This is a genomic window from Lichenibacterium ramalinae (assembly GCF_004137085.1).
GTDB lineage: Bacteria > Pseudomonadota > Alphaproteobacteria > Rhizobiales > Beijerinckiaceae > Lichenihabitans > Lichenihabitans ramalinae.
Window position 1 is genome coordinate 168686 of the sequence record NZ_QYBC01000006.1, and the last position, 21828, is coordinate 190513.

At 70.4% G+C, this 21828-nt stretch carries 18 protein-coding genes; 8 read left to right on the forward strand and 10 right to left on the reverse strand.

Annotation, left to right across the window (positions count from 1 at the left end):
- Positions 1–30: 30 nt before the first annotated feature.
- The 9 genes from bamA to D3272_RS08995 all read right to left on the reverse strand — a co-directional run bounded on the left by bamA (position 31) and on the right by D3272_RS08995 (position 10902).
- Positions 31–2502: an outer membrane protein assembly factor BamA gene (bamA, locus tag D3272_RS08955; RefSeq protein ID WP_129218811.1), complete on the reverse strand. Its 2472-nt coding sequence runs from the start codon at positions 2500–2502 to the stop codon at positions 31–33.
- Between the two features lie 303 nt (positions 2503–2805).
- Positions 2806–3939, reverse strand: a complete 1134-nt coding sequence (gene rseP / locus D3272_RS08960) for an RIP metalloprotease RseP (protein WP_245496456.1) — start codon at positions 3937–3939, stop codon at positions 2806–2808.
- 93 nt (positions 3940–4032) lie between these two features.
- Positions 4033–5250, reverse strand: a complete 1218-nt coding sequence (gene dxr, locus D3272_RS08965; RefSeq protein WP_129218918.1) for a 1-deoxy-D-xylulose-5-phosphate reductoisomerase — start codon at positions 5248–5250, stop codon at positions 4033–4035.
- Between the two features lie 11 nt (positions 5251–5261).
- A complete protein-coding gene (locus D3272_RS08970) occupies positions 5262–6116 on the reverse strand; it encodes a phosphatidate cytidylyltransferase (RefSeq protein ID WP_207210174.1) in 855 nt (284 codons plus the stop codon).
- 5 nt (positions 6117–6121) lie between these two features.
- Positions 6122–6958, reverse strand: coding sequence for an isoprenyl transferase (locus D3272_RS08975; RefSeq protein WP_129218813.1), 837 nt, complete (start codon positions 6956–6958; stop codon positions 6122–6124).
- A gap of 52 nt (positions 6959–7010) precedes the next feature.
- Positions 7011–7571 (reverse strand): ribosome recycling factor, encoded by a 561-nt coding sequence (gene frr / locus D3272_RS08980; RefSeq protein ID WP_129218814.1) that lies wholly within the window; start codon positions 7569–7571, stop codon positions 7011–7013.
- Between the two features lie 316 nt (positions 7572–7887).
- Positions 7888–8616 (reverse strand): UMP kinase, encoded by a 729-nt coding sequence (gene pyrH / locus D3272_RS08985; protein WP_129218815.1) that lies wholly within the window; start codon positions 8614–8616, stop codon positions 7888–7890.
- A gap of 107 nt (positions 8617–8723) precedes the next feature.
- A complete protein-coding gene (gene tsf / locus D3272_RS08990; RefSeq protein ID WP_129218816.1) occupies positions 8724–9647 on the reverse strand; it encodes a translation elongation factor Ts in 924 nt (307 codons plus the stop codon).
- A 229-nt stretch (positions 9648–9876) separates the two neighbouring features.
- Complete coding sequence (locus D3272_RS08995) at positions 9877–10902, reverse strand: 30S ribosomal protein S2 (RefSeq protein ID WP_129218817.1); 1026 nt, start codon at positions 10900–10902, stop codon at positions 9877–9879.
- A 379-nt stretch (positions 10903–11281) separates the two neighbouring features.
- Here D3272_RS08995 and D3272_RS09000 point away from each other — a divergent pair, with 379 nt between their 5' ends.
- The 5 genes from D3272_RS09000 (at position 11282) to der (ending at position 17723) form a co-directional block, all read left to right on the forward strand.
- A complete protein-coding gene (locus D3272_RS09000; protein ID WP_428977977.1) occupies positions 11282–12715 on the forward strand; it encodes a replicative DNA helicase in 1434 nt (477 codons plus the stop codon).
- Entirely contained in the window at positions 12712–13875 is a 1164-nt protein-coding gene (gene alr / locus D3272_RS09005) for an alanine racemase (protein ID WP_129218819.1), read from the forward strand. Before D3272_RS09000 ends, alr begins: the two co-directional genes overlap by 4 nt.
- Positions 13876–13984: 109 nt before the next feature.
- Positions 13985–15463: a DNA repair protein RadA gene (gene radA / locus D3272_RS09010; RefSeq protein ID WP_129218820.1), complete on the forward strand. Its 1479-nt coding sequence runs from the start codon at positions 13985–13987 to the stop codon at positions 15461–15463.
- 128 nt (positions 15464–15591) lie between these two features.
- On the forward strand, positions 15592–16335 hold the full coding sequence (locus tag D3272_RS09015; RefSeq protein WP_129218821.1) for a tetratricopeptide repeat protein: 744 nt from the start codon (positions 15592–15594) through the stop codon (positions 16333–16335).
- Positions 16332–17723: a ribosome biogenesis GTPase Der gene (gene der / locus D3272_RS09020; protein WP_129218822.1), complete on the forward strand. Its 1392-nt coding sequence runs from the start codon at positions 16332–16334 to the stop codon at positions 17721–17723. The genes D3272_RS09015 and der overlap by 4 nt, the downstream gene beginning before the upstream one ends.
- 9 nt (positions 17724–17732) lie before the next feature.
- Here der and D3272_RS09025 read toward each other — a convergent pair whose 3' ends face one another.
- Positions 17733–18293: a nucleotidyltransferase family protein gene (locus D3272_RS09025; protein WP_129218823.1), complete on the reverse strand. Its 561-nt coding sequence runs from the start codon at positions 18291–18293 to the stop codon at positions 17733–17735.
- Positions 18294–18374: 81 nt separating this feature from the next.
- On the opposite strand from D3272_RS09025, the gene aroA reads away from it, so the two are divergent.
- The 3 genes from aroA (at position 18375) to D3272_RS09040 (ending at position 21685) form a co-directional block, all read left to right on the forward strand.
- Positions 18375–19643 carry a 3-phosphoshikimate 1-carboxyvinyltransferase gene (gene aroA, locus D3272_RS09030; RefSeq protein WP_129218824.1) on the forward strand — a complete coding sequence of 423 codons (1269 nt, stop codon included), beginning with the start codon at positions 18375–18377 and terminating at the stop codon, positions 19641–19643.
- 297 nt (positions 19644–19940) lie between these two features.
- Entirely contained in the window at positions 19941–21176 is a 1236-nt protein-coding gene (locus D3272_RS09035; protein ID WP_245496457.1) for a tyrosine-type recombinase/integrase, read from the forward strand.
- Between the two features lie 263 nt (positions 21177–21439).
- Positions 21440–21685 carry a helix-turn-helix transcriptional regulator gene (locus D3272_RS09040; protein ID WP_129218825.1) on the forward strand — a complete coding sequence of 82 codons (246 nt, stop codon included), beginning with the start codon at positions 21440–21442 and terminating at the stop codon, positions 21683–21685.
- The last annotated feature ends 143 nt before the right edge of the window (positions 21686–21828 follow it).

Consider the following 21828-nt stretch of genomic DNA (forward strand, 5'->3'; position numbering starts at 1 on the left):
GGGCCCGCAGTCCGTGTCGATCCGGCTGGATCAGAAGGAGGTGCCGCCGGAGAAGCGGAACGCCTGGGTCACGTCGTATTTGTCCTTCGACAACGCGTAGGCGTAGTCGAAGCGGATCGGGCCGAGCGGCGAAGCCCACAGGATCGAGGCACCGACCGACGAGCGGATCGCCGCCGAGTCGCGCACCTGGACGCAGGTCCCCTGGGTGTAGGTCGGGGCCTGCAGGCTGGCCACGCAGGCGCCGCCGCCCGGCGTGAAGTTGGTCTTGCCCTGGTAGCCGAAGAGCGTGCCGGCGTCGGAGAACAGGGCGCCGCGCAGGCCGAGGTCACGCGGCAGGTAGGGGATGGCGAACTGCACCTCGGCCGAGGCACCGAAGTAGGTGGAGCCGCCGAGGGGATTGTACTTGTAGGCGGCGAGGTTCGAGATGTCGCGCGGGCCGATGCCGCTCGGGGCGAAGCCGCGCACCAGCGTCGGGCCGAGCTGGAACTCGTCGGCGATGCGGAGCTGGCTTTCGCTGCCGAAGCCGGTGATCTGGCCGCCCTGCAGGTGGACGATGCCGACGATGTCCTCGAAGATCCCGTGATAGTAGCGCAGGTCGCCGCTGGTGCGGACGAACTGGGAGTCGCCGCCGAGCCCGGCCACGTCGTTGCGCAGCTCGATGAACAGGCCCGAGGTCGGGTCCTTGCGGTTGTCGAGCGTGTTGTAGTCGAGCGTGAAGCCGGCCAGCGACGTCAGCGTCGAGCCCTGGGCCTGCTTGATGGCCAGCGAGGCTTCGCCGTTGGTCAGGCAGTTGTCGACCAAGGTCGGCGGGGTGCCGCCGAGGACGCCGACGCCGGGCGTCACGCCGTTCACCGGGAACTGACAGTCGTTATAGGGGTAGCTGGTCGTGTCCGGGATGTTGATGCGGGTGTTGTAGATCGAATAGTGCGGCGAGATGGAGAACTCGTCGGTGATCGGCACGCCGAGGCGCAGGGTGCCGCCCGTCACGAAGGTCCGGTAGTCGGTGTACTGGGTGTTGTCGCTCTGCTTGGCGAAGAGGTCGAAACCGGCCGCGATGCGGGTGTCGAGGATGTAGGGCTCGGTGAAGGAGAAGTCGATGCCGCGGGCGTTCTGCCCCTCCTGGATGGCGACCTTCACGAACTGGCCGCGGCCGAGGAAGTTCGACTCCGACACCGACAGTTCGGCGATGAAGCCGTCCGAGGTCGAATAGCCGCCGGACACGCCGAACGAACCCGTCGGCTGGTCCTCGACGTCCACGTCGACGATGACGCGGTCGGGCGAGGAGCCGGGCTGGTTGGTGATCTTGACCTTCTTGAAGAAGCCCAGCGAGTTCAGGCGACGTTCGGCCTTGTCGATCAGCACCTTGTTGTAGGGGTCGCCTTCGCCGATGTCGAACTCGCGACGGATCACGTATTCGCGCGTGCGGGTGTTCCCGTGGACGTTGATCCGCTCGATGTAGACGCGCGGACCCTCGTCGATCGTGAAGGCGATCGACACCGTGTGGGCCTGGTTGTTGCGGTCGCCGCGGGGCTTGACCTCGGCGAAGGCGAAGCCGCGGCGGGCCACCTCGCGGGTGAGCGCCTCGACGGACTTCTGCACGGCGTCGCCGTCGTAGGTGTCGCCGGACGAGAGCTTCAGGAAGGGCAGCAGCGAATCGCTGGTCACGCCGGGAATCTGGGTGTCGACCCGCACCGAGCTGACGGTGTACTGGGCGCCTTCCTCGATCTTGATGAGGACGTTGTAGCCGCCCTCGTCGGCGTCGAACTTCACGTCCGTGCCGACGATGCGGAAGTCGGCATAGCCGTTCTTGAGGTAGAAGCGGCGGATGAGGTCCTCGTCGGAGGAGATCTTCTCGGGGTCGTAGACGTCGGTGGTCTTCAGGAACGAGATGAGGTTCATCTCGGTCGTCGTCATGATGCCGCGCAGCTTGCGCGAGGAATAGGCGTGGTTGCCGGCGAACTCGATGGCCTTGACGCCAGTCTTGGAGCCCTCGTCGATGGTGAAGACGACGTCGACGCGACCGTTCGGCAGGTCGACGGTGCGGCTGGTCACCTTGGCGTTGCCGTTGCCGGAGCGGCGGTAGATCTCCTGGATGCGCTGCACGTCCGCCGCCACGAAGGCCTGCGAATAGGGACCGCGCGTCTTGGAGGTGACCTCCGTCTCGAGCTGCTCGCTCTTGACCTTCTTGTTGCCCTCGAAGGCGACCCGGTTGATGACGCCGTTCTCGGCGACGTGGACGACGATGCGCCCCCCGTCACGGCTCACGCGGACGTCCGAGAACAGGCCCGTGGCGTAGAGCGAGCGCACGGCGTCGTTGACCTTGCCCTCGTCGGTGCCCTGGAAATAGGTGCGGATCGTGTCGGCGTCGACGCGATGATTGCCTTCGACGACGATGGCGGAGGCGGGAACGGCGGCCACCGCCAGGGCGTTGGGGCCCAGCACGCAGGCCACGAGGCACAGGGCGAAGGCCAACCTGGTCAGACAGCCTCGAAGAAAACGCATCGGCAATCGATCCCTGTACAGCCATGGACGGCGGAGCCGCCGTGGTCGACTCACCCCGGGGGGTGCGCTTTTTTCACTACCCGAGTCTGCGAGCAGGCTCCAGCGTCCCCTTTTCCGGGAATTTCGCTTCTACAAGGTTTACGAACCCCGGCCTACAGCGCGACCGGAGCCGTGCGCCCGATTATCGTATGACGTTGCAGGCGGGTCACGTCCCCGATCGCAGGCCGACGCGAAGCGAGCGCCACCGGGGCGCTCGCTAAGTTCGGCCGAGGGATCGAGGGAAACTGTCGCGTCCCCGCGCCGTCAACCCCGGGCGTAGTGGGCCAGGTCGTTGTAGGTCGCGAAGATCATCAGCATGGACACCAGCGCCAGGCCGATTTTGAAGCCGAACTCCTGGGCGCCGAGGCTCATGGGGCGGCCCCGCAGGGCTTCGAAGGCGAAATACAGCAGGTGGCCGCCGTCGAGCAACGGCACCGGCACGAGGTTGATGAGGCCGATCGAGATGGACAGGATGGCGATGAGGTTGAACAGCGGGCCGATGCCGATCTTGGCCACCTGCCCGGCCACGCCCGCCACGCCGATGGGGCCGGACAGCTGGTCGGGCTTCTCGCGGCCGAGCACGAGGCCGCTCACGTAGGCGGCGGTGCGGTCGATGACGAACCAGGTGTCGTGGGCGGCCTCGGCGGCGGCATCCCCGAGGCCGAGGCGCTCCGTCCGTACGTCGTGGGGATCGGTGGAGGCGGCGACGCCGAGCACGCCGATGCTGGCGGTTCCGAGCGCACCCTTGACGTCGCGGCGCTCGGGCGTCGCCGTCAGCGACACGTCGTGGCCGTCCCGCTCGACGCCGAAGGCCAGCGCGACGCCGCTCGACGCGCTGACGATCTTCTGCATGTCGACGAAGCTGCGGATGGGCTGGCCGTCGATGGACGTGACGACGTCGCCCGGGGCGAAGCCGGCGCGGGCGGCGGCGCTGTCGGCCTGGACCGTGGCGACCCGCGGCAACAGGATGGAGCGGCCTTCGACGTAGAAGATGCCCGTCATGATGACGATGGCGAGGATGAAGTTGGCGATGGGACCGGCCGCCACGATGGCGGCGCGCTCGTGCACCGGCTGGGCCGCGAAGGTGACGGCGCGCTCGGCCGGCGACATGGTCGACACGGCCTCGCTGGTGCCCACGCTGGCGGCGTTGGGATCGCCATGGAACTTGACGTAGCCGCCGAGCGGGATGGCGGCGAGGCGCCAGCGCGTGCCGTAGCGGTCGACCCGCGCGAAGAGTTCCGGGCCGAAGCCGATTGAGAAGGCGTCGACCTTCACGCCGCACCAGCGACCGACCAGGAAATGGCCGAGCTCATGGAAGAACACCACTACCGTCATGACGAAGACGAACGGCACGAGGGTGGACAGGAGCGACATGATGGGGCCGAACAGCAGCGACATGGGGAACTCCGTGCATCCCGGGCCGCCAGCGCCCCGCGAGGCGCCGGCCGACCGGAATGGTTACCAGAGCGTTACTGTCTCACTTCGAGCTCATCAATGTAAGAGAGCCGCGGCCCTTTCTCTCGCGACATGGTCAACGGCCAGGGCCTCGTCGATGCCGGCCGGAGTCGCGGCTTCGCCGAAGGCGTTAGCGGCCTCGCAGACGCGCTCGACGATGCGGACGATGTCGGAGAAGCCGATGCGGCGCGCCACGAAGGCATCCACCGCCACCTCGTTGGCGGCGTTGAACACGGTCGGCAGCCCGCCCCCGGCCTGCAGCGCCGCCATGGCGACCCGCAGCCCGGGAAAGCGGGCGAGGTCGGGCTTCTCGAAGGTCAGCGAGCCGACGGCGGCGAGGTCGAGCTTGCGCGCCCCGCTCTCGATCCGCCGCGGGTAGGTCAGGCAATGGGCGATCGGCACCCGCATGTCCGGGAGGGCGAGGCCCGCCGTGACGGAGCCGTCGGCGAAGGACACGAGGCCGTGCACCACCGATTGGGGATGCACCACCACGTCGAGCCTGTCGGCCGGGACGCCGAAGAGGTGGTGGGCCTCGATCAGTTCCAGGCCCTTGTTGATGAGGCCGGCGGAATCGATCGTCACCTTGGGACCCATGGCCCAGTTGGGGTGGGCGAGGGCCTCGTCGAGCGTGGCGGCGGCGATCCGCTCGGCCGACCAGTCCCGGAACGGCCCGCCCGAGGCCGTCAGCGTCATGCGCTCGATCGTGTCCCAATCGGCGTCGCCCAGCGCCTGGAAGATGGCGTTGTGTTCGCTGTCGAGCGGCAGCAGCGTGGCGCCGTGCCGCCGGGCGGCCGCCATCACGGCGGCGCCGGCGCAGACCAGCGTCTCCTTGTTGGCGAGGGCGATCGTATGGCCGGCCTCGATGGCGGCGAAGGTCGGCCGCATGCCGGCCGTGCCGGCGATGGCGCCGATGACGAGGTCGCAGGGGCGGCGCGCCGCCTCCACGACGGCGTCGGGCCCCGCCGCGCAGGCGATACCGGTGCCGGCCAGCGCGCTTCTGAGCGCCGGGAGGCCGGCCGGGTCGGCGAGCGCGGCGAAGCCGGCGCGCAGCGTGATCGCCGTCCTGGCCAGGGCTTCGCCATCGCGCCCCCCCGCCACGGCCGCCACCGTGAAGGCGTCGGGGTGGAGCTTGAGGATCTCGGCCGTCGACCGGCCGATCGACCCCGTCGCGCCCAGGATCACCAGCGTCTTGGGGCCGGCATCGCCCGGCCCCGTGCCGAAGGATCGGTCTTGCGGCGCGTCGCGGCCCGACATCATGCGTGTTCTCACCATTTGAGCAGCCCTGCCCCGGCCCCGTCGGGACCGAAGCGCCACAGACCGACGGCCGCCGCGAAGACGGCTGCCGCGATGAACCCGTCGAGGCGGTCCATGACGCCGCCGTGTCCGGGAATGAGGGAGCCGGCGTCCTTCACGCCGAATCGACGCTTCAGGGTCGATTCGAACAGGTCGCCGGCCTGGGCGAGCGCCCCGCCGACGAAGCCCGCCGCCAGCAGCCACGCCAGGCCGCCGGTGCGCGGAGCCACGAGCAGGCCCAGCAGGCCCCCGCACGCGACCCCGACGAGGAAACCCGACCAGGTCTTGGACGGCGACAGGCGGGGAGCCAGCTTGGGGCCGCCGATGGCGCGCCCCCCGAAGAACGCCATCGTGTCGGTGCCCCAGACCACGGCGAAGAGCCAGGCCACGGCGGCGAAGCCGTCCTCCTGCGAATGGCGGAGCAGCGGCAGGGCCAGGGCGAGAACGCCGGCATAGAGCGGCCCGCCGGCGGCGATGCCGCGCCGTCCGGGCTCGGCCAGCAGCGCCGTGACGCCGGCGCCGAGCGCCAGCGCGACGAGGGCGTGGCCCGGCTCCGCCCGGCCAGCCAGCAGGGCCGCCGCCGCCAGGGCCGCGCCGCCCAGCAGCACCAGCGGGTTGCGGCGCGACAGGCCCGCCAGCCCGTGCCATTCCCACAGGACGGCGACGGCGGCGAGCCACCAGAAGAGATCGAACAGCGGACCGCCCAGGACGGCCGTGGCCAGCGCCGCCGCCCCCATGACGACGGCCGACAGAACGCGCGGCAGGAGTTCCGCCCGTCCGCCGGGCCGCGCCGGGGCCGGCACCGACCGGTCGCTCCCGGGCTGCATCGGGGTCATTGGGCGGATTTGACCTTCCGCTCCAGCTCGGCCGGCCGGATCCCGCCGAAGCGCCGCTCGCGCGACATGTAGGCTTCCAGCGCCGTCTGCAACGCGTCGCGGTCGAAATCCGGCCAGTGGCAGGGCAGGAACACGAATTCCGCGTAGGCGGCCTGCCACATCAGGAAGTTCGACAGGCGCTGCTCGCCCGACGTGCGGATGATGAGGTCCGGGTCAGGGATGCCGGCCGTGTCGAGATGCGCCGTCACGGTTTCGGGACCGATGGAGGCGGGATCGATCGTGCCGGCCCTCACGCCCTCGGCGATGCGGCGCATGGCGGAGGCGATCTCCTGGCGGCTGCCGTAGTTGAACGCCACTACCAGCACGAGGCCGGCATTGGCACGGGTCAGCTCTTCCGCGTCGGCCAGCAGGGTCCGGATGTCGGCCGTCAGCCGGTCGCGCTCGCCGATGATGCGCACGCGGACGCCGTTGCGGTGCAGGTCGGCGAGGTCCTTGCGGATGAAGCGCTTCAGCAGCCCCATGAGGTCCGACACCTCCTCGACGGGGCGCGTCCAGTTCTCGGAGGAGAAGCTGTAGACGGTGAGGAAGCGGACGCCGAGGTCGGAGGCCGACTTCACGGTCGCCCGGAGGGCCTCGACGCCGCGGCGGTGGCCCTCGAGGCGCGGCATGCCGCGGGCCGCGGCCCAGCGGCCGTTCCCGTCCATGATGATGCCGACATGGGCCGGGACGCGGCTCGCCTCGCGGGTCGCGCCGACGTCCGAACCGAAGCCGGGCTCGCGCTCCCGGCCGGCATCGGCGCCACCTCGGCCGTCGTCACCTGGGGTGGTCTGCATCTTGGCTGTCCGCAGCATCCGGCCGGCATCCATCAGGCCCACGTCCGCAGGCCTAGACCTGCATGATCTCTTTTTCCTTGGAGTCCACCGTCCCGTCGACCTCGGAGACGTATTGGTCGGTCAGCTTCTGCACCTCGCCGGCGAGGCGCTTCTCGTCGTCCTCGGAGATGTCCTTGTCCTTGAGCAGCTTCTTCAGCCGGTCGATGCCGTCGCGGCGGACGTGGCGCACCGCCACCTTGCCTTCCTCGCCGTATTTATGCGCGTATTTGACCATCTCCTTGCGGCGCTGCTCGTTGAGCTCCGGAATGCGGATGCGCAGCAGCTGGCCCTCGACGGTGGGGGACAGGCCGAGGTTGGCGTCGCGGATGGCCTTCTCGACGGCACTCACCATGCCCTTGTCCCAGACCTGGACGGCGAGGGCGCGCGGCTCCGGCACCGTGATGCTGGCCACCTGGTTCAGCGGCATGGTCTGCCCGTAGGCATGCACCATGACGGGCTCGACCAGGGCCGCGCTGGCGCGCCCGGTCCGCAGGCCGGCCAGCTCGTGCTTGAGCGACTGGATGGCGCTCTGCATGCGGCGTTTCAGGTCGGCGACGTCGAATTCTGCGCTCACGATGACAAGTCCGTTCTCGAATCCGCCCGCCGCCCGGGCCGAAGCCCAGGGTAGCGAAGCGCCCTCCCTTAACACGTGCGCGTCTTCATTCGCACGTCCAATCGCGTCGTGGCCACGGAGAATGCGCTGGGAACGCGGCCCGGGTCGAGCCCCGGCGGCCCCGGCCGGCCGCATGCCGCCTTATGTCGCGCGCCGGGCCGGGCGCTCGGACCGGCTCAGATTTCGTGAATCCATCCGACGCGGGCCCGGTTCCCGGCTGAGAACGCCGAGGCAATGCCCCTCTCGTCCCGAGCCCCGGACCATCGTCCCCAGGCTCTCAGGGCGTCACCATGGTGAAGGTGCCGGTGCCCTCGAGGGCCGCCCGGATGGCGCCGTCGACCGCGATGGAGAACACGATGATGGGGATGCGGTTCTCGCGCGCCAGGGCGAAGGCCGCCGTGTCCATCACGGCGAGGTTCTTGTTGATGGCTTCGTCGTGGGTGAGCTGGACGAAGCGCGTGGCGGCCGGGTCGCGCTTGGGGTCGGCGGTATAGACGCCGTCGACCTGCGTGGCCTTCATCACGGCGTCGCAGGAAAGCTCGGCGGCCCGCAGCACCGCGCCGGTGTCGGTGGTGAAGAAGGGGTTGCCGGTGCCGCCCGCCAGGACGCAGATGCGGCCCTTGGCGAGGTGGTGCAGCGCCGCCTGGCGCGAATAGGGCTGGCACACGGAGGGCATGGGCACGGCGGAGAGCGCGCGGGCCGGATAGCCCTCGGCCTCGATCGCGGCCTCGATGGCGAGGGCATTCATCACCGTCGCCAGCATGCCGATCGAATCGGCGCGCGCGCGCTCGATGCCCTTGGTGGCGCCCTGGATACCGCGGAAGAAGTTGCCGCCTCCCACCACGACGGCGATCTCGACGCCGCTGTCGGACGCCGACGCGAGGTCGGCCGCGATCCGCTGCACCGTCGGGGCATTCAGCCCATGCGCGTCGGGCCCCGTCAGGGCCTCGCCCGACAGCTTGACGACGACCCGCCTGAACATCCCCGCACTCTGGCCCGCGTTCATCGGCTCATCCTTCCGTGTTGCGCTGCGGTGGCCGATTCAGGCCTCCCACATGCGAAGGGCGGCACCTGGTGCCGCCCTCCTCCTACGTCAATTATGGGCCGAGCGCCTCAGCCGTTGCCCGACATGCTGGCGACTTCGGCGGCGAAATCGGGCTCCTCCGGCTTCTCGATGCCCTCGCCGAGCGCGAAGCGGGCGAAGCCCTTCAGCGTCACGGGGGCGCCGACGGTCTTCTCGGCCTCCTTGACGGCCTGGGCGACGGTCTTGGCGCCGTCGTGGATGTAGCTCTGGTCGAGCAGGCTCACCTCCTTGTAGTAGGACTTGAGGCCGCTCTCGACGATCTTCTCGAGGATGTGAGCGGGCTTGCCGGCGTTCTTGTCGGCCAGCACGGCCTTCTCGCGCTCGACCACCGCGGGGTCGATCGACGACGCGTCGAGGCCGAGCGGGCTCGCTGCCGCCACATGCATGGCGAGCTGGCGCCCGAGCGCCTGGAGCTCCTCGGCCTTGCCGGTCGATTCCAGGGCCACGATCACGGCGATCTTGCCGAGGCCGTCGCCGGTCGAACCGTGGACGTACTGGCCCACCACGCCTTCGCCGACCTCGAGGCTGGCGACGCGGCGCAGCGTCATGTTCTCGCCGATCGTCGCGATGGCGTTGGAGATCGCCTCCTGGACGGTGCCGCCGGCCGAAGCCTTGGCGCCGAGCACACCCTCGACGGTGCCGCCCTGCTGCAGGGCGACCTTGGCGACGTCCTTGACCAGCGCCTGGAAGTCGGCGTTGCGGGCCACGAAATCGGTCTCGGAATTGACCTCGACGACGACGCCGCGCTTGCCGTCGACGAGCGCCGCCACGAGGCCCTCGGCGGCCACGCGGCCGGACTTCTTGGCAGCCTTGGTGATGCCCTTCTTGCGCAGCCAGTCCACGGCGGCTTCGACGTCGCCCGACGTCTCGTTGAGGGCGTTCTTGCAGTCCATCATGCCGGCGCCGGTCTTCTCGCGAAGATCCTTCACCATCGCGGCCGAAATCGTGGCCATGAATCACCTCAGAGTTGGATGTCGAACGGCGATCAGGGCCCCCATGGAAACGACCGCTTCATGACATCGGAGCTTCGCGCAGCGCGAAATTCCATGCGACGAAGCGGTCGTTTCCGTCCGGAAGGCGCCGGCGGGGCGCGGGATCTGCCCCGCCCGGCCGGCCTGGATCGCCGCCGGCCGCGCCCCGCTGGGGCCTCGGCCGATAGGAAGATGATGGTCCGACGCCGGATCAGGCGCCGGCGACGAGCTCGCGGGCCTGCAGCACCCAGCCCTCGCGGTCGAGCCGACCGTTCAGCTTGAGGTCGCGGTCGACGTTGGCGGCGTCTTCCGGCGTCATGGCGGCAAGCTGCCAGAAGTGGAAAATGCCGGCGTCGTTGAGCTTCTGGGCGAGCTGCGGGCTGCCGCCGTTCAGCTTGGACATGTCGTCCGGCGCGCCGCGGGGGGCGCTGAGCAGCTCGAACTGCTCGACCGGGACCTCGGCCTCGACCGGGGCCGTCGGGGCGGCTTCGAGGGCCTCCTCCTCGGCCGGCTGCTCGATCTCGCCGATGTCGATGCCGAGCGCGCCCTGGCTGCGCGAGATGCCGTCGATGGCGGCACGGGCCACGAGGTCGCAATAGAGCAGGATGGCGCGGCTGGCGTCGTCGTTGCCCGGGATCGGATAGGTGATGCCGTCCGGGTTGCAGTTGGTGTCGACGATGGCCGCCACCGGGATGCCGAGGCGGTTCGCCTCCTTGATGGCCAGCTGTTCCTTGTTGGTGTCGATGACGAAGATCAGGTCGGGCACGCCGCCCATGTCCTTGATGCCGCCCAGCGCCTTCTCGAGCTTCTCGCGCTCGCGGGACATCATGAGCCGCTCCTTCTTGGTAAGGCCCACGGCCCCGCCATCGAGCGTCTCGTCGACCTTGCGCAGCCGCTGGATCGAGGCCGAGATGGTTTTCCAGTTGGTCAGCATGCCGCCGAGCCAACGGGAGTTGATGTAATACTGGGCCGAACGGGTCGCCGCATCGGCGATGGGGTCGGCCGCCTGGCGCTTGGTGCCGACGAAGAGCACGCGCCCGCCGCCCGCCACGGTGTCGGAGATCGCCTGCAGGGCGCGGTGCATGAGCGGCACCGTCTGGGCGAGGTCGATGATGTGGATGTTGTTGCGGGCGCCGAAGATGAAGGGCGCCATCTTCGGGTTCCAGCGGTGGGACTGGTGGCCGAAGTGAGCGCCGGCTTCGAGCAGCGAGCGCATGGTGTAGTCGGGCAGGGCCATGGTAAAGGTCTTCTCCGGTTGAACCTCCGCGGACAATCGGCCGGCCACGGCGTCGATGCCGTGCCAGCCACCGGTGCAGCCCTTGGTTCAGGGCCGCCTTCAGTCCGCGTGTGGGGTGGTGCGGCTTATAGGCGTCGGCCGCCGGTGCCGCAAGTGGGCTTGCGACAGGGCTGTGACAAGGCGCCGGACCGGTGGACACCGCGCCGCGCCGCGCTGTTAACCCCCGCTTGGTTCCATTAACTGTAGGCCGGTGAGGACCGGGGCGCCCGCGCGGGGCGGCACGGTCCGAACGAGCAGAAAGGTGCGGCCCATGAGCAATGTCGAGACCGTGGCGCGGTGGGCCGCCGTGCCGGCGCCCGAGCCTGCCGACACGTTCCGCATGCCGCCCCACAACGTGGAGGCCGAGCAGGCGCTGCTCGGCGCCATCCTGGTCAACAACGAGGCCTTCGACCGCGTGTCGGACTTCCTCCTGGCCGAGCATTTCTCGCAGGAGATCCACCAGCGCGTCTTCGAGGTCACCGCCAAGCTGGTGCGCGGCGGCAAGATCGCCACGCCCATCACGTTGAAGACCTTTCTGGGCGACCACGACCTCGGCGGCATCACGGTGCCGCAGTACCTGGCCCGCCTCGCCTCGGAAGCCACCACCATCATCAACGCGGCCGACTACGGCCGCATGATCTACGACCTCGCGGTGCGGCGCGGGCTGATCAGCATCGGCGAGGAGATCGTCAACGTCGCCTTCGACGCGCCGGTGGACCATTCCCCCCGCGAGCAGATCGAGGCGGCCGAGCGGCAGCTCTACGCCATCGCCGAATCGGGCCGGGCCGAGGGCGGCTTCCAAACCTTCTCGATGGCGCTGACCACCGCCATCGACGTCGCCGCCAAGGCCTACGAGCGCGACGGCAAGCTGTCGGGCATCTCGACCGGCATGGTCGACATGGACAAGTCGCTCGGCGGCCTGCAGAAATCGGATCTCGTCGTGCTGGCCGGCCGCCCCGCCATGGGCAAGACCTCGCTGGCCACCAACATCGCCTTCAACATCGCCAAGGCCTACCGCTCGGAGACCCGCCCCGACGGCACGCTGGAAACCGTGAACGGCGGCATCGTGGGCTTCTTCTCGCTCGAAATGTCGGCCGAGCAGCTCGCCACCCGCATCATCGCCGAGCAGTCCGGCGTCGCCTCCTACAAGATCCGCCGCGGCGACGTCACCGACGACGACTTCCACCGCGTCACCGAGGCGGCGCGGCAGATGCAGCACGTGCCCTTCTACATCGACCAGACCGGCGGCATCTCCATCGCCCAGCTGACGGCGCGGGCGCGCCGCCTGAAGCGTCAGCGCGGCCTCGACCTGCTGGTCATCGACTACCTGCAGCTCCTGTCGGGGTCGAAGTCGGGCGGGCAGGCCAACCGCGTGCAGGAGCTGACCGAGATCACCACGGGCCTCAAGGCGCTCGCCAAGGAACTGGCCGTGCCGGTCATCGCGCTGTCGCAGCTGTCCCGCCAGGTCGAGAACCGGGAGGACAAGCGCCCCCAGCTGTCGGACCTGCGCGAATCGGGCTCCATCGAGCAGGACGCCGACGTCGTCATGTTCGTGTACCGCGAGGAGTATTACCTCAAGGGCAAGCAGCCGCGCGAGGGGACGGAGGAGTTCACGGCCTGGCTCGCCGACATGGAGCGGGCGCACGGCAAGGCCGAGGTCATCATCGGCAAGCAGCGCCACGGGCCGACCGGCATGGTGGAGCTGCAGTTCGACGCCGAGGTGACGCGCTTTTCGGATCTCGTGCGCTTCGACCGCCTCCCGGAGCAGATGTGAGCCCCCCCGCCGCACCCGCGGCCGAGCCGGACGCCCAGGCCGTCCTGACGGTGGACCTCGACGCGCTCGGGGCCAACTGGCGCCTGCTCGCCGCCCGCGCCGCGCCGGCCGAATGCGGCGCGGCCGTGAAGGCGGACGCCTACGGGCTCGGCATCGACGCGGCCGTTCCGGCCCTGGCCCGCGCCGGCTGCCGCACCTTCTTCGTCGCCCATGCTTCTGAGGGCATGCGGGCCCGCGCCGCGCTCGACGCCGCCGCCCTGCCCGGCCGCATCTTCGTGCTGAACGGCTTCCACCCCGAATCAGCGCCCTTCGCGGCCTATCGCCGGCACGGGCTCGACGCCGTGATCGGCTCGCCGGAGGAGCTGGCGGCCTGGCGGGACGCGCGGGCCGCGGCCGGCGGCGACGGACTGCCGGTGGCGGCGCTGCACGTCGACACCGGCATGAACCGGCTCGGCTTCCCGCTCGAGGACGCGCGCTTCCTGCCGCTCGGCGACCTCCAGGCCGCCGGCGTGACGCTGGTGATGAGCCACCTCGTCTCGGCGGAAGATCCGGCCGAGCCCGTCAATGCCCGGCAGATCGCCGCCTTCGACCACGCGCGCGAACGCGCCCTCAAGGCCTTCCCGGCCTCGCTGGCGAACTCGTCCGGCATCTTCCTGCCGCAGCGCCCCGTCCACGACCTCGTGCGCCCCGGCTACGCGCTCTACGGCGGCAACCCGACGCCGGGCCGTCCCAACCCCATGCTGCCCGTGGTGGGACTGGTGGCGCGCGTGCTGCAGCTGCGGCAGGTGCCGGCCGGCGCCAGCGCGGGCTACAACGGGCGCTGGACGGCGCCGCGCCCCTCCCGGCTCGCCACGATCGCGCTCGGCTATGCCGACGGCGTGCCGATCGGCGGCAGCGGGCTCGAGGGCCGGGGCGCGCAGGTCTTCGCCGGCGGGATCCCCTGCCCGCTCGCCGGCCGCATCTCCATGGACCTGTCGATTGCCGACGTCACCCATCTGGCCGAGGGCGCCCTCAAGGCCGGCGACACCGTGGAATGGCTCGGACCGAACGCCGACGTCGACGCCCTGGCGGCCCGCTGCGGCACCATCGGCTACGAGATCCTGGTGAACCTTGGGCGCCGCCATCGGCGCCACTATATCGGGGACGGGACGGGCGCCTGACGGGTCGACGGCCGGGCGCGGGTTCTCCGGCCTCCCGAGCCGGGCGCGAGGCGTCCGTGCCGGCATGAGGGGAATGGTGAGGCGTCGCCCCCGCGCCTCGGAGTGCCGCATGAGCAAGTCCCGCAACGCCTTCGTCTGCCAGAACTGCGGCGCCACGAGCAATCGCTGGCAGGGCAAGTGCGACGCCTGCGGGGCCTGGAACTCCATTGTGGAGGAACAGGCCGCCACCGGCATCGGCGCCGGCACGGCCCGGAAGACCGCCCCCAAGGGCCGCAACATCGCCTTCCAGAGCCTGGCCGCCACCGGCCAGGAACCGCCCCGCACCGCGATCGGCATTGCGGAGCTCGACCGCGTCACCGGCGGCGGCCTCGTGCCCGGCTCGGTGATCCTGCTCGGCGGCGAGCCCGGCATCGGCAAGTCGACGCTGCTCATCCAGGCCTGCGCCCGGCTCGCCGACGCCGGCGGCAAGGTCGCCTACATCTCGGGCGAGGAGGCCACGGCGCAGGTGCGCATGCGGGCCGAGCGCCTCGGCCTGTCGGGCGCGCCCGTCCGCCTCGCCGCCGCCACCAACGTCGAGGACATCGCCGGCACGCTCGGGTCGGACCGCTACGACCTCGTGGTGATCGATTCGATCCAGACCATGTGGACCGAGACGATCGACGCCGCGCCCGGCACCGTCAGCCAGGTGCGCGGCGCCGCCCAGGCGCTGATCCGCTACGCCAAGAACCACGACGCCTGCGTGATCCTGGTCGGCCATGTCACCAAGGACGGGCAGATCGCGGGTCCGCGCGTCGTCGAGCACATGGTCGACGCCGTCATGTCCTTCGACGGCGATGCCGGCCACCATTTCCGCATCCTGCGTGCCATGAAGAACCGCTTCGGCCCGACGGACGAGATCGGCGTGTTCGAGATGACCGGCAAAGGCCTTGCCGAGGTCGGCAACCCGTCCGCCTTCTTCCTGTCCGGCCGCGACGCCACCGCGGCCGGCACCTCGGTCTTCGCCGGCATGGAGGGCACGCGGCCGCTGCTCGTCGAGATCCAGGCCCTGGTGGCGCCGACCGCCCTCGGCACGCCGCGCCGCGCCGTCGTGGGCTGGGACCAGAACCGCCTCGCCATGGTCATCGCCGTGCTGGAAACCCATGCCGGGGTGCGGCTCGGCCAATACGACGTCTACCTCAACGTCGCCGGCGGCATGAAGATCGTCGAGCCGGCCGCCGACCTCGCCGCCGCCGCCGCCCTGGTTTCCTCCATCACCGGCAAGATCCTGCCGGTCGACGCGGTGTTCTTCGGCGAGCTCGGCCTGTCGGGCTCGGTGCGCCCGGTGGTGCATGGCGGGACGCGGATGAAGGAGGCCGCCAAGCTCGGCTTCGCCGCCGCCGTGGCGCCGCCCGGCGGCAGCGACGAGACGGCCGGCCTCCGGGTCGAGCGCACCGACCACATCGCCGACGTGGTGGCGCGCATCGCCGCCCTGCCCGGAGGCCGCAAGGCCGAGCGGCGCGTCAACGACGAGCGCCGCCCCGCCGCCCCGCCGCGGCGGCTGCCGCAGCCCGCCGACGAGGACGAGGCCATGGAGGGGGCCCCCTTCTGACGCCACGGCCTTCTCTTGCCACCCGGCGCCCGAAAGCTGCTAAGGAGACCCCTGGAAAGGACCGCGGTCGCCGCAGGTCCGAAGGGCGGGCGCGCCGCGCTCGGCCCGGCGAGGTTCAAGAACATACGATGTCCGATTTCATCCGCGAGGTCGACGAGGAATACCGTCAGGACCAGTTCCGCCACTTCCTGGCGCGCTACTGGGTGCTGCTGCTGTTGCTCGTCATCCTGGTGCTGGCCGCCGCGGGCGGCTGGCGCGGTTACCAATACTATCGCCAGCAGCAGGCCGAGGCGGCCGGCGCACGCTACTTCGACGCCGTCGACGCCGGCACGGCCGACCCCAAGGCCTCGGTGGCGGTGCTCGAAGCCCTGGGCCGCGACCTCCCCGCCGGCTACGGCCTGCTGGCCCGCCTGCGCGCCGCCGGCGAGCTCGGACGCACCGACGCGCCCGGCGCCGTGAAGGCCTTCGACGCCATCGCGGCGGATGCCCGCATCGCCGAGGAGTTCCGCGACGTCGCGGCGCTGCGGGCCGGCCTTCTGGTGGTCGACTCGGCGGAGCCGGCCGAACTGCGCCGCCGCCTCGAGCCCCTGGCCGACAGCAATTCCGCCTATCGCTCCGTCGCCCGCGAGATGCTGGCGACGGCGGCGTTGAAGCGCGGCGACGACGCCGAGGCCGGCCGCTGGCTCGACGCCATCGTGGCCGACCCCCAGGCGGCGCCCGACAGCCGCCAGCGCGCCGGCTTCTTCCTCGGCCTCGTGCGGGCCGGCAAGCCGGCGGCGTCGTCCGCAGCGCCCGGCGCCGCTCCGGCACCGGTGCCGGCCGCCGTCCCCGAACCTGCCTCCACTCCTGCCCCTGCCCCGGCCCACCCATGAGCAAGGTCGCCATCATCGGCCGGCCCAACGTCGGCAAGTCCACGCTGTTCAACCGGCTCGTCGGCAAGAAGCTCGCTCTCGTCGACGACCAGCCAGGGGTGACGCGGGACCGGCGCGAAGGCGAGGCGTCGCTCTTCGACGCCGACTTCACCCTCATCGACACGGCCGGCCTCGACGACGCCGCCGAGGACACGCTGACGGGCCGCATGCGCCAGCAGACCGAGGTCGCGGTGGCGGATGCCGACGTGATCCTCTTCGTGATCGACAGCCGCATCGGCGTCACGCCGGTGGACAGCCACTTCGCCGGCCTCGTGCGCCGCGCCGACAAGCCCATCATCGTGGTGGCCAACAAGGCCGAAGGCCGCGCCGGCGAGGCGGGCGCGCTCGAAGCCCATGCATTGGGGCTCGGCACGCCCGTCGCCATCTCGGCCGAGCACAACGAGGGCATGATCGACCTCTACGACGCCCTGGCGGCCGTGCTGCCCAAGGCGCCCGAGGCCGCGCCCGAGGAGGAAGCCGCTCCGCTGGTGCTCGGCGAGGACGAGGACGGCACCGAGTTCGACCCCACCAAGCCGCTGCGCATCGCCGTCGTGGGCCGCCCCAACGCCGGCAAGTCCACGCTGCTCAACGCCTGGCTCGGCGAGGACCGCCTGCTGACCGGGCCGGAGCCCGGCATCACCCGCGACTCGATCGGTCTCGCCCTCAGGTGGCGGGACCGCGACCTCAAGGTCTTCGACACGGCGGGCCTGCGCAAGCGCGCCCGCATCGAGGACAAGGTGGAGAAACTGGCCGCCGCCGACGCGATCCGCGCCGTGCAGTTCGCCGAAGTCGTGGTGGTGCTGCTCGACGCCACCATCCCGTTCGAGAAGCAGGACCTCACCATCGCGGCCCTGGCCGAGCGCGAGGGCCGCGCCATCGTGATCGGCGTCAACAAGTGGGACCTCATCGAGGCGCGCGGCTCCAAGCTCAGCGAGATGCATGAATCGGCGAGCCGCCTGCTGCCGCAGATGAAGGGCGTGCCGGTCGTACCGGTGTCGGGCCGCACCGGCTTCGGCCTCGACAAGCTGCTCGAAGCCTCGTTCCGGGTGGCCGAGACCTGGAACCGCCGGCTGTCGACGGCGCGGCTCAACCGCTGGCTTTCCGCCACGCTCGACGCCAACCCGCCTCCGGCGGTCAGCGGGCGCCGCATCAAGATCCGCTACATGACGCAGGCCAAGGCGCGCCCGCCGACCTTCGTGCTCTTCGGTAACCAGCTGACGGGACTGCCGCGGTCCTACCAGCGCTACCTCGTCAACGGCCTACGCGAGGCCATGGACCTGCCGGGCGTGCCCATCCGCATCGTCATGCGCCAGGGCGATAACCCCTACGACAAGAACAGGAAACGGTAGGCGGGCGCCTCAGCCCACGACGCGCAGCCAGGGCCAGCGGGCGCGATAGTCGGCGGCCTTGGCCGAGAACTGCGTCGGGCGGGGGTGGCGCGGATTGACGCGCAGCAGGCCGGCCGCGAGGTCGCCGAGCCCGTCGCGGGCGTAGAGTTCGCCCGTGCCGACAGCGACGCCGAGCGACGTGCAGGCGACGAGGAACCTGTCGATGCCATCCCGCGCCGAACGGAGCGGCGGGCAAGGCGTGCCGAACCGGGCCTCGTACCACAGGTGCACGCGTGCCTGGTTGCGGAGCTCCACCCGGATCGGCAGATCGCCCAACAAGGCCCCGACGCGGCGGATGGCGTCGTCCTCGGCCTCCCACGACGTGTCGGGATCGTAAGTGAAGACGTCCAGGTCGCGGATGTTCTCGGCCGCGGGACGCCCCGACCGGAGGTTCCACACCGTCTGAAACAGGCAGCCGGCCGTCACGTGGCATTGCGGCAGGCCGAGCGCCGGCAGCCGCTCCAGCGCAGCGGCGACCGACGGGTTCGATCGCACGAGGTTCAGGACGTCCGACGCCGTCATGGGGTGCATGGCGACGTCCTCCGGCGCAGGGCCTTGCCGATTCGCCGTCGGGCTCCGTAAGGAACCTGCACGACCCCGGAGATGCCCGCCATGACATTCGACCTCACGAGCCGCGCCGTCACGGTGGTGCCGCCCGCCGGCCCGCTGCGCGGCCGCGTCGCCCCGCCCGGCTCGAAGAGCATCACCAACCGAGCCCTGCTGCTGGCCGGCCTCGCCCGCGGCACCAGCCACCTCACCGGCGCGCTGAAGAGCGACGACACGCGATTGATGGCCGAGGCCCTGCGGGCCATGGGGGTGCGGGTCGACGAGCCGGGCGACACGGAATTCGTCGTCGCCGGCGACGGCCGGCTGCGGGCGCCGTCCGGGCCGCTGTTCCTCGGCAATGCCGGCACGGCGACGCGCTTTCTGACGGCGGCGGTGGCGAGCGTCGACGGCACCGTCGTGGTCGACGGCGACGCCCACATGCGCAAGCGGCCGATCCGGCCGCTGGTCGATGCCCTGGCCGAGCTCGGCATCGCGGTGGATGCCGCCAGCGGCTGCCCGCCCGTCACCGTGCGGGGCACGGGGCGGATCGCCGCCGGCCGGGTGTCGGTCGACGCGGGCCTGTCGAGCCAGTACGTCTCGGCGCTGCTCATGATGGCGCCCCTCGCCGAGGGCGAGATCGCCGTCGCCCTGGCGGGGGCCGACATCGGCGCGCGCGGCTACGTCGACCTGACGCTCGCCGCCATGCGGAGTTTCGGCGCCGATGTGGCCCAGCGCGACGCCGCGACCTGGACGGTGCGGCCCACCGGCTACCGTGCCGCCGACTTCCACGTCGAGCCCGACGCCTCCGCCGCCACCTACCTGTGGGCCGCCGAGGCCCTGACGGGCGGCGCCATCGACCTCGGCGTCGCACCCGGCGGCTTCACCCAGCCCGACGCCCGCGCCAAGGCCGTGATCGACGCCTTCCCGCACCTGCCCGCCGTGATCGACGGCTCGCAGATGCAGGACGCCGTGCCGACGCTGGCCGTGCTGGCGGCCTTCAACGCGACCCCGGTGCGCTTCACCGGCATCGCCAACCTGCGCGTGAAGGAATGCGACCGCGTGCGGGCCCTGTCGACCGAACTCGACCGCATCCGGCCGGGCCTCGCCCGCGAGTCCGGCGACGACCTCCTGGTGGCCTCCGACCCCGGCCTCGCCGGCCAGCGCCTGCCGACCGCCATCGCCACCTATGCGGATCACCGCATCGCCATGAGCTTCGCCCTGGCCGGACTGAAGATCTCCGGCCTCACCATCCTCGACCCCGGCTGCGTCGCCAAGACCTATCCGGGCTATTGGGACATGCTGGCGGGGCTGGGCGTGGGGCTGGAGGCCGGCTGAGCCGGCCCGCGGGCGGGCTCGAACGCCACCGCCACGCCATCGACCGCAGGCAGGTCGTCCCATCCGTGCTGGCACCGCGGCGTATCACGCCCCGTCGTATGGTGCCCGCGCAGGGTAATCGAGGGCCGACGAATCTGTAGAGAACCCTGGTGAGCGCGCAGGGACTCGAACCCTGGACATCCTGATTAAAAGTCGCCGTATCTACTTGCGCAACGTTGCGCGAGGCTGCGCAGAACCGCTGAAAACGCTTGGGATTTTGACAGGCACGCTGATTTATGGAAGCATCTTTGAGCAGCGTTGAGCAGCATCGTGCTTCCCATACGCTTCCCAATTCGGATGCTTCCCATGCGTCTCAGCCGTCAGTCGATCGCCAAACTCGCCCTGCCCGAGGGCAAGGTTGAGATCATCGTCTTCGACTCGGACCTTCCCGGCTTCGGCCTGCGGATCCGCGCCGGCGGCAAGCGCACGTGGCTGGCGCAATATCGGCTTGGGACGAAACAGCGACGGCTCTCGCTGGGCAGCACCGATGCGGTCGACCCCGACGAGGCGCGCCGGCGCGCCAAGGCCGCCCTGGCCCGCGTCAGCCTCGGCGAGGATCCGGCAGAAGTTAAGGTCGCGGCCGCGGCGGCTCGGGCCGTCACCATGCAATCTGTCCTGCCGAGCTTCTTCGCGCACGTCGAGCCGCGCCAAGCCGCGAGCCACCACGCCGACACCCGGCGGTATCTCGAAAAACACTGGCGGCCTCTGCTCGAGGTCCCGATCGCCTCCGTCACTCGGGCCCGGGTTGCCGCGCGGCTGTTGGAGATCGCACGCGAGCACGGTCCCTTCGCAGCGAACCGGGCCCGCGCCGCCATCTCGCGCTTCTTCTCATGGGCCATCGGCGAGGGCGTCGCGCACGACAATCCCGTGATCGGCACGAACAAGCCGGCCGCCGAGGTCGCGCGTGACCGTGTGCTCAGCGACGCGGAGCTGGGGCTCGTGTGGACCCACGCCGGCCCGGGCCACTACCAGGCCATCGCCCGGCTGCTCATCCTGACCGCCGCTCGCCGAGACGAGGTGGCCGGCATGGCCTGGAGCGAGTTGGAGGGCTCGGTTTGGACGATCCCGGCCGAGCGCGCAAAGAATGGCAAGCCCCTGGTCCTCGACCTTCCGCCCGCCGCGATGGCGATCCTGGGGTCCGTCGATCGGCGCGAAGGCCGTGACCTCATCTTCGGCTCGCGCGACGGACCGTTCAGCGGCTTCGGCAAGCCGAAGGTCGCGCTGGACGCCCGCATGCTGGCTGGGCTGCAGGCCGTCCATGGACCGAAGGCCGCCCTGCCCCCATGGCGCTTGCACGATCTGCGCAGGAGCGCGGCCACGCGCATGGCCGACTTGGGCGTGCAGCCCCACGTCGTCGAGGCGCTCCTGAACCACATCTCCGGTTCGAAGGCCGGCGTCGCGGGCATCTACAACAGAGCGACGTATCGCGACGAGAAGCGGGCGGCGCTGCTGTTGTGGGCCGACCACGTCATGGCGCTAGTCGGCCGCCATTGACTGGCCGCCTGTTCTTCATTGCGCGGACATGGACAGAATGTCCACTCGGCGCAGAGAAGTACTGGCAACCCGATTTGCACGCTATTGCTGCGTTTTGCACTTGACGCGCGCAGCATCGCGCCACATATTCCTCCTTGCCTCCCCACGAAACAAACCTTTCGTGATGATACGGGCCCGAACCTGCCGTAAATGCCGAACCTGCCGAGCTGGAGAGCTTAAATGTTGATCTCGCATCGCCCTGCGGGGCGGAAAGACGCACCGTCATGTCTTCTTTGCAGTCCGACGCTGGAAAAGCGTCAGTAACTCTTCCACCCTTTGTCGATCGGGATCGCGTCATCGACGTGCATCAGGTCGCACTGATGCTGAATTTCAGCGCTGCGCACGTCCAACGACTTCATCGTACAGGCAAGATACCTCGCCCGTTCAAGATCGGCGGGATCAAAAACGGGTGGCGGGTCGGCACGATTGTCGATTTCATCACCGCGGCCTCCCAGATGGAGGCGGCGTGATCGCATGATCCATAACGAAGTGAAGCCGGCCCGCGGGAACGGGACCGGCTTCGGGATTTGCGCAGCCACCACGCTTTGCAGTCCCGAAAGTACTCCCCTGCCCTTCTCCGGGCAAGTCCCGTCACGCGCTGTGCTTTGGCTTG

Bases quoted from the DNA above. Each gene is read 5' to 3' on its own strand.
- bamA (WP_129218811.1), bottom strand. From the start codon at position 2,502: ATGCGTTTTCTTCGAGGCTGTCTGACCAGGTTGGCCTTCGCCCTGTGC.
- rseP (WP_245496456.1), bottom strand. From the start codon at position 3,939: ATGTCGCTGCTGTTCGGCCCCATCATGTCGCTCCTGTCCACCCTCGTG.
- dxr (WP_129218918.1), bottom strand. From the start codon at position 5,250: ATGTCGGGCCGCGACGCGCCGCAAGACCGATCCTTCGGCACGGGGCCG.
- D3272_RS08970 (WP_207210174.1), bottom strand. From the start codon at position 6,116: ATGCAGCCCGGGAGCGACCGGTCGGTGCCGGCCCCGGCGCGGCCCGGC.
- D3272_RS08975 (WP_129218813.1), bottom strand. From the start codon at position 6,958: ATGCAGACCACCCCAGGTGACGACGGCCGAGGTGGCGCCGATGCCGGC.
- pyrH (WP_129218815.1), bottom strand. From the start codon at position 8,616: ATGAACGCGGGCCAGAGTGCGGGGATGTTCAGGCGGGTCGTCGTCAAG.
- tsf (WP_129218816.1), bottom strand. From the start codon at position 9,647: ATGGCCACGATTTCGGCCGCGATGGTGAAGGATCTTCGCGAGAAGACC.
- D3272_RS08995 (WP_129218817.1), bottom strand. From the start codon at position 10,902: ATGGCCCTGCCCGACTACACCATGCGCTCGCTGCTCGAAGCCGGCGCT.
- D3272_RS09000 (WP_428977977.1), top strand. From the start codon at position 11,282: ATGCCGCCCCACAACGTGGAGGCCGAGCAGGCGCTGCTCGGCGCCATC.
- radA (WP_129218820.1), top strand. From the start codon at position 13,985: ATGAGCAAGTCCCGCAACGCCTTCGTCTGCCAGAACTGCGGCGCCACG.
- D3272_RS09015 (WP_129218821.1), top strand. From the start codon at position 15,592: ATGTCCGATTTCATCCGCGAGGTCGACGAGGAATACCGTCAGGACCAG.
- der (WP_129218822.1), top strand. From the start codon at position 16,332: ATGAGCAAGGTCGCCATCATCGGCCGGCCCAACGTCGGCAAGTCCACG.
- D3272_RS09025 (WP_129218823.1), bottom strand. From the start codon at position 18,293: ATGCACCCCATGACGGCGTCGGACGTCCTGAACCTCGTGCGATCGAAC.
- aroA (WP_129218824.1), top strand. From the start codon at position 18,375: ATGACATTCGACCTCACGAGCCGCGCCGTCACGGTGGTGCCGCCCGCC.
- D3272_RS09040 (WP_129218825.1), top strand. From the start codon at position 21,440: ATGTCTTCTTTGCAGTCCGACGCTGGAAAAGCGTCAGTAACTCTTCCA.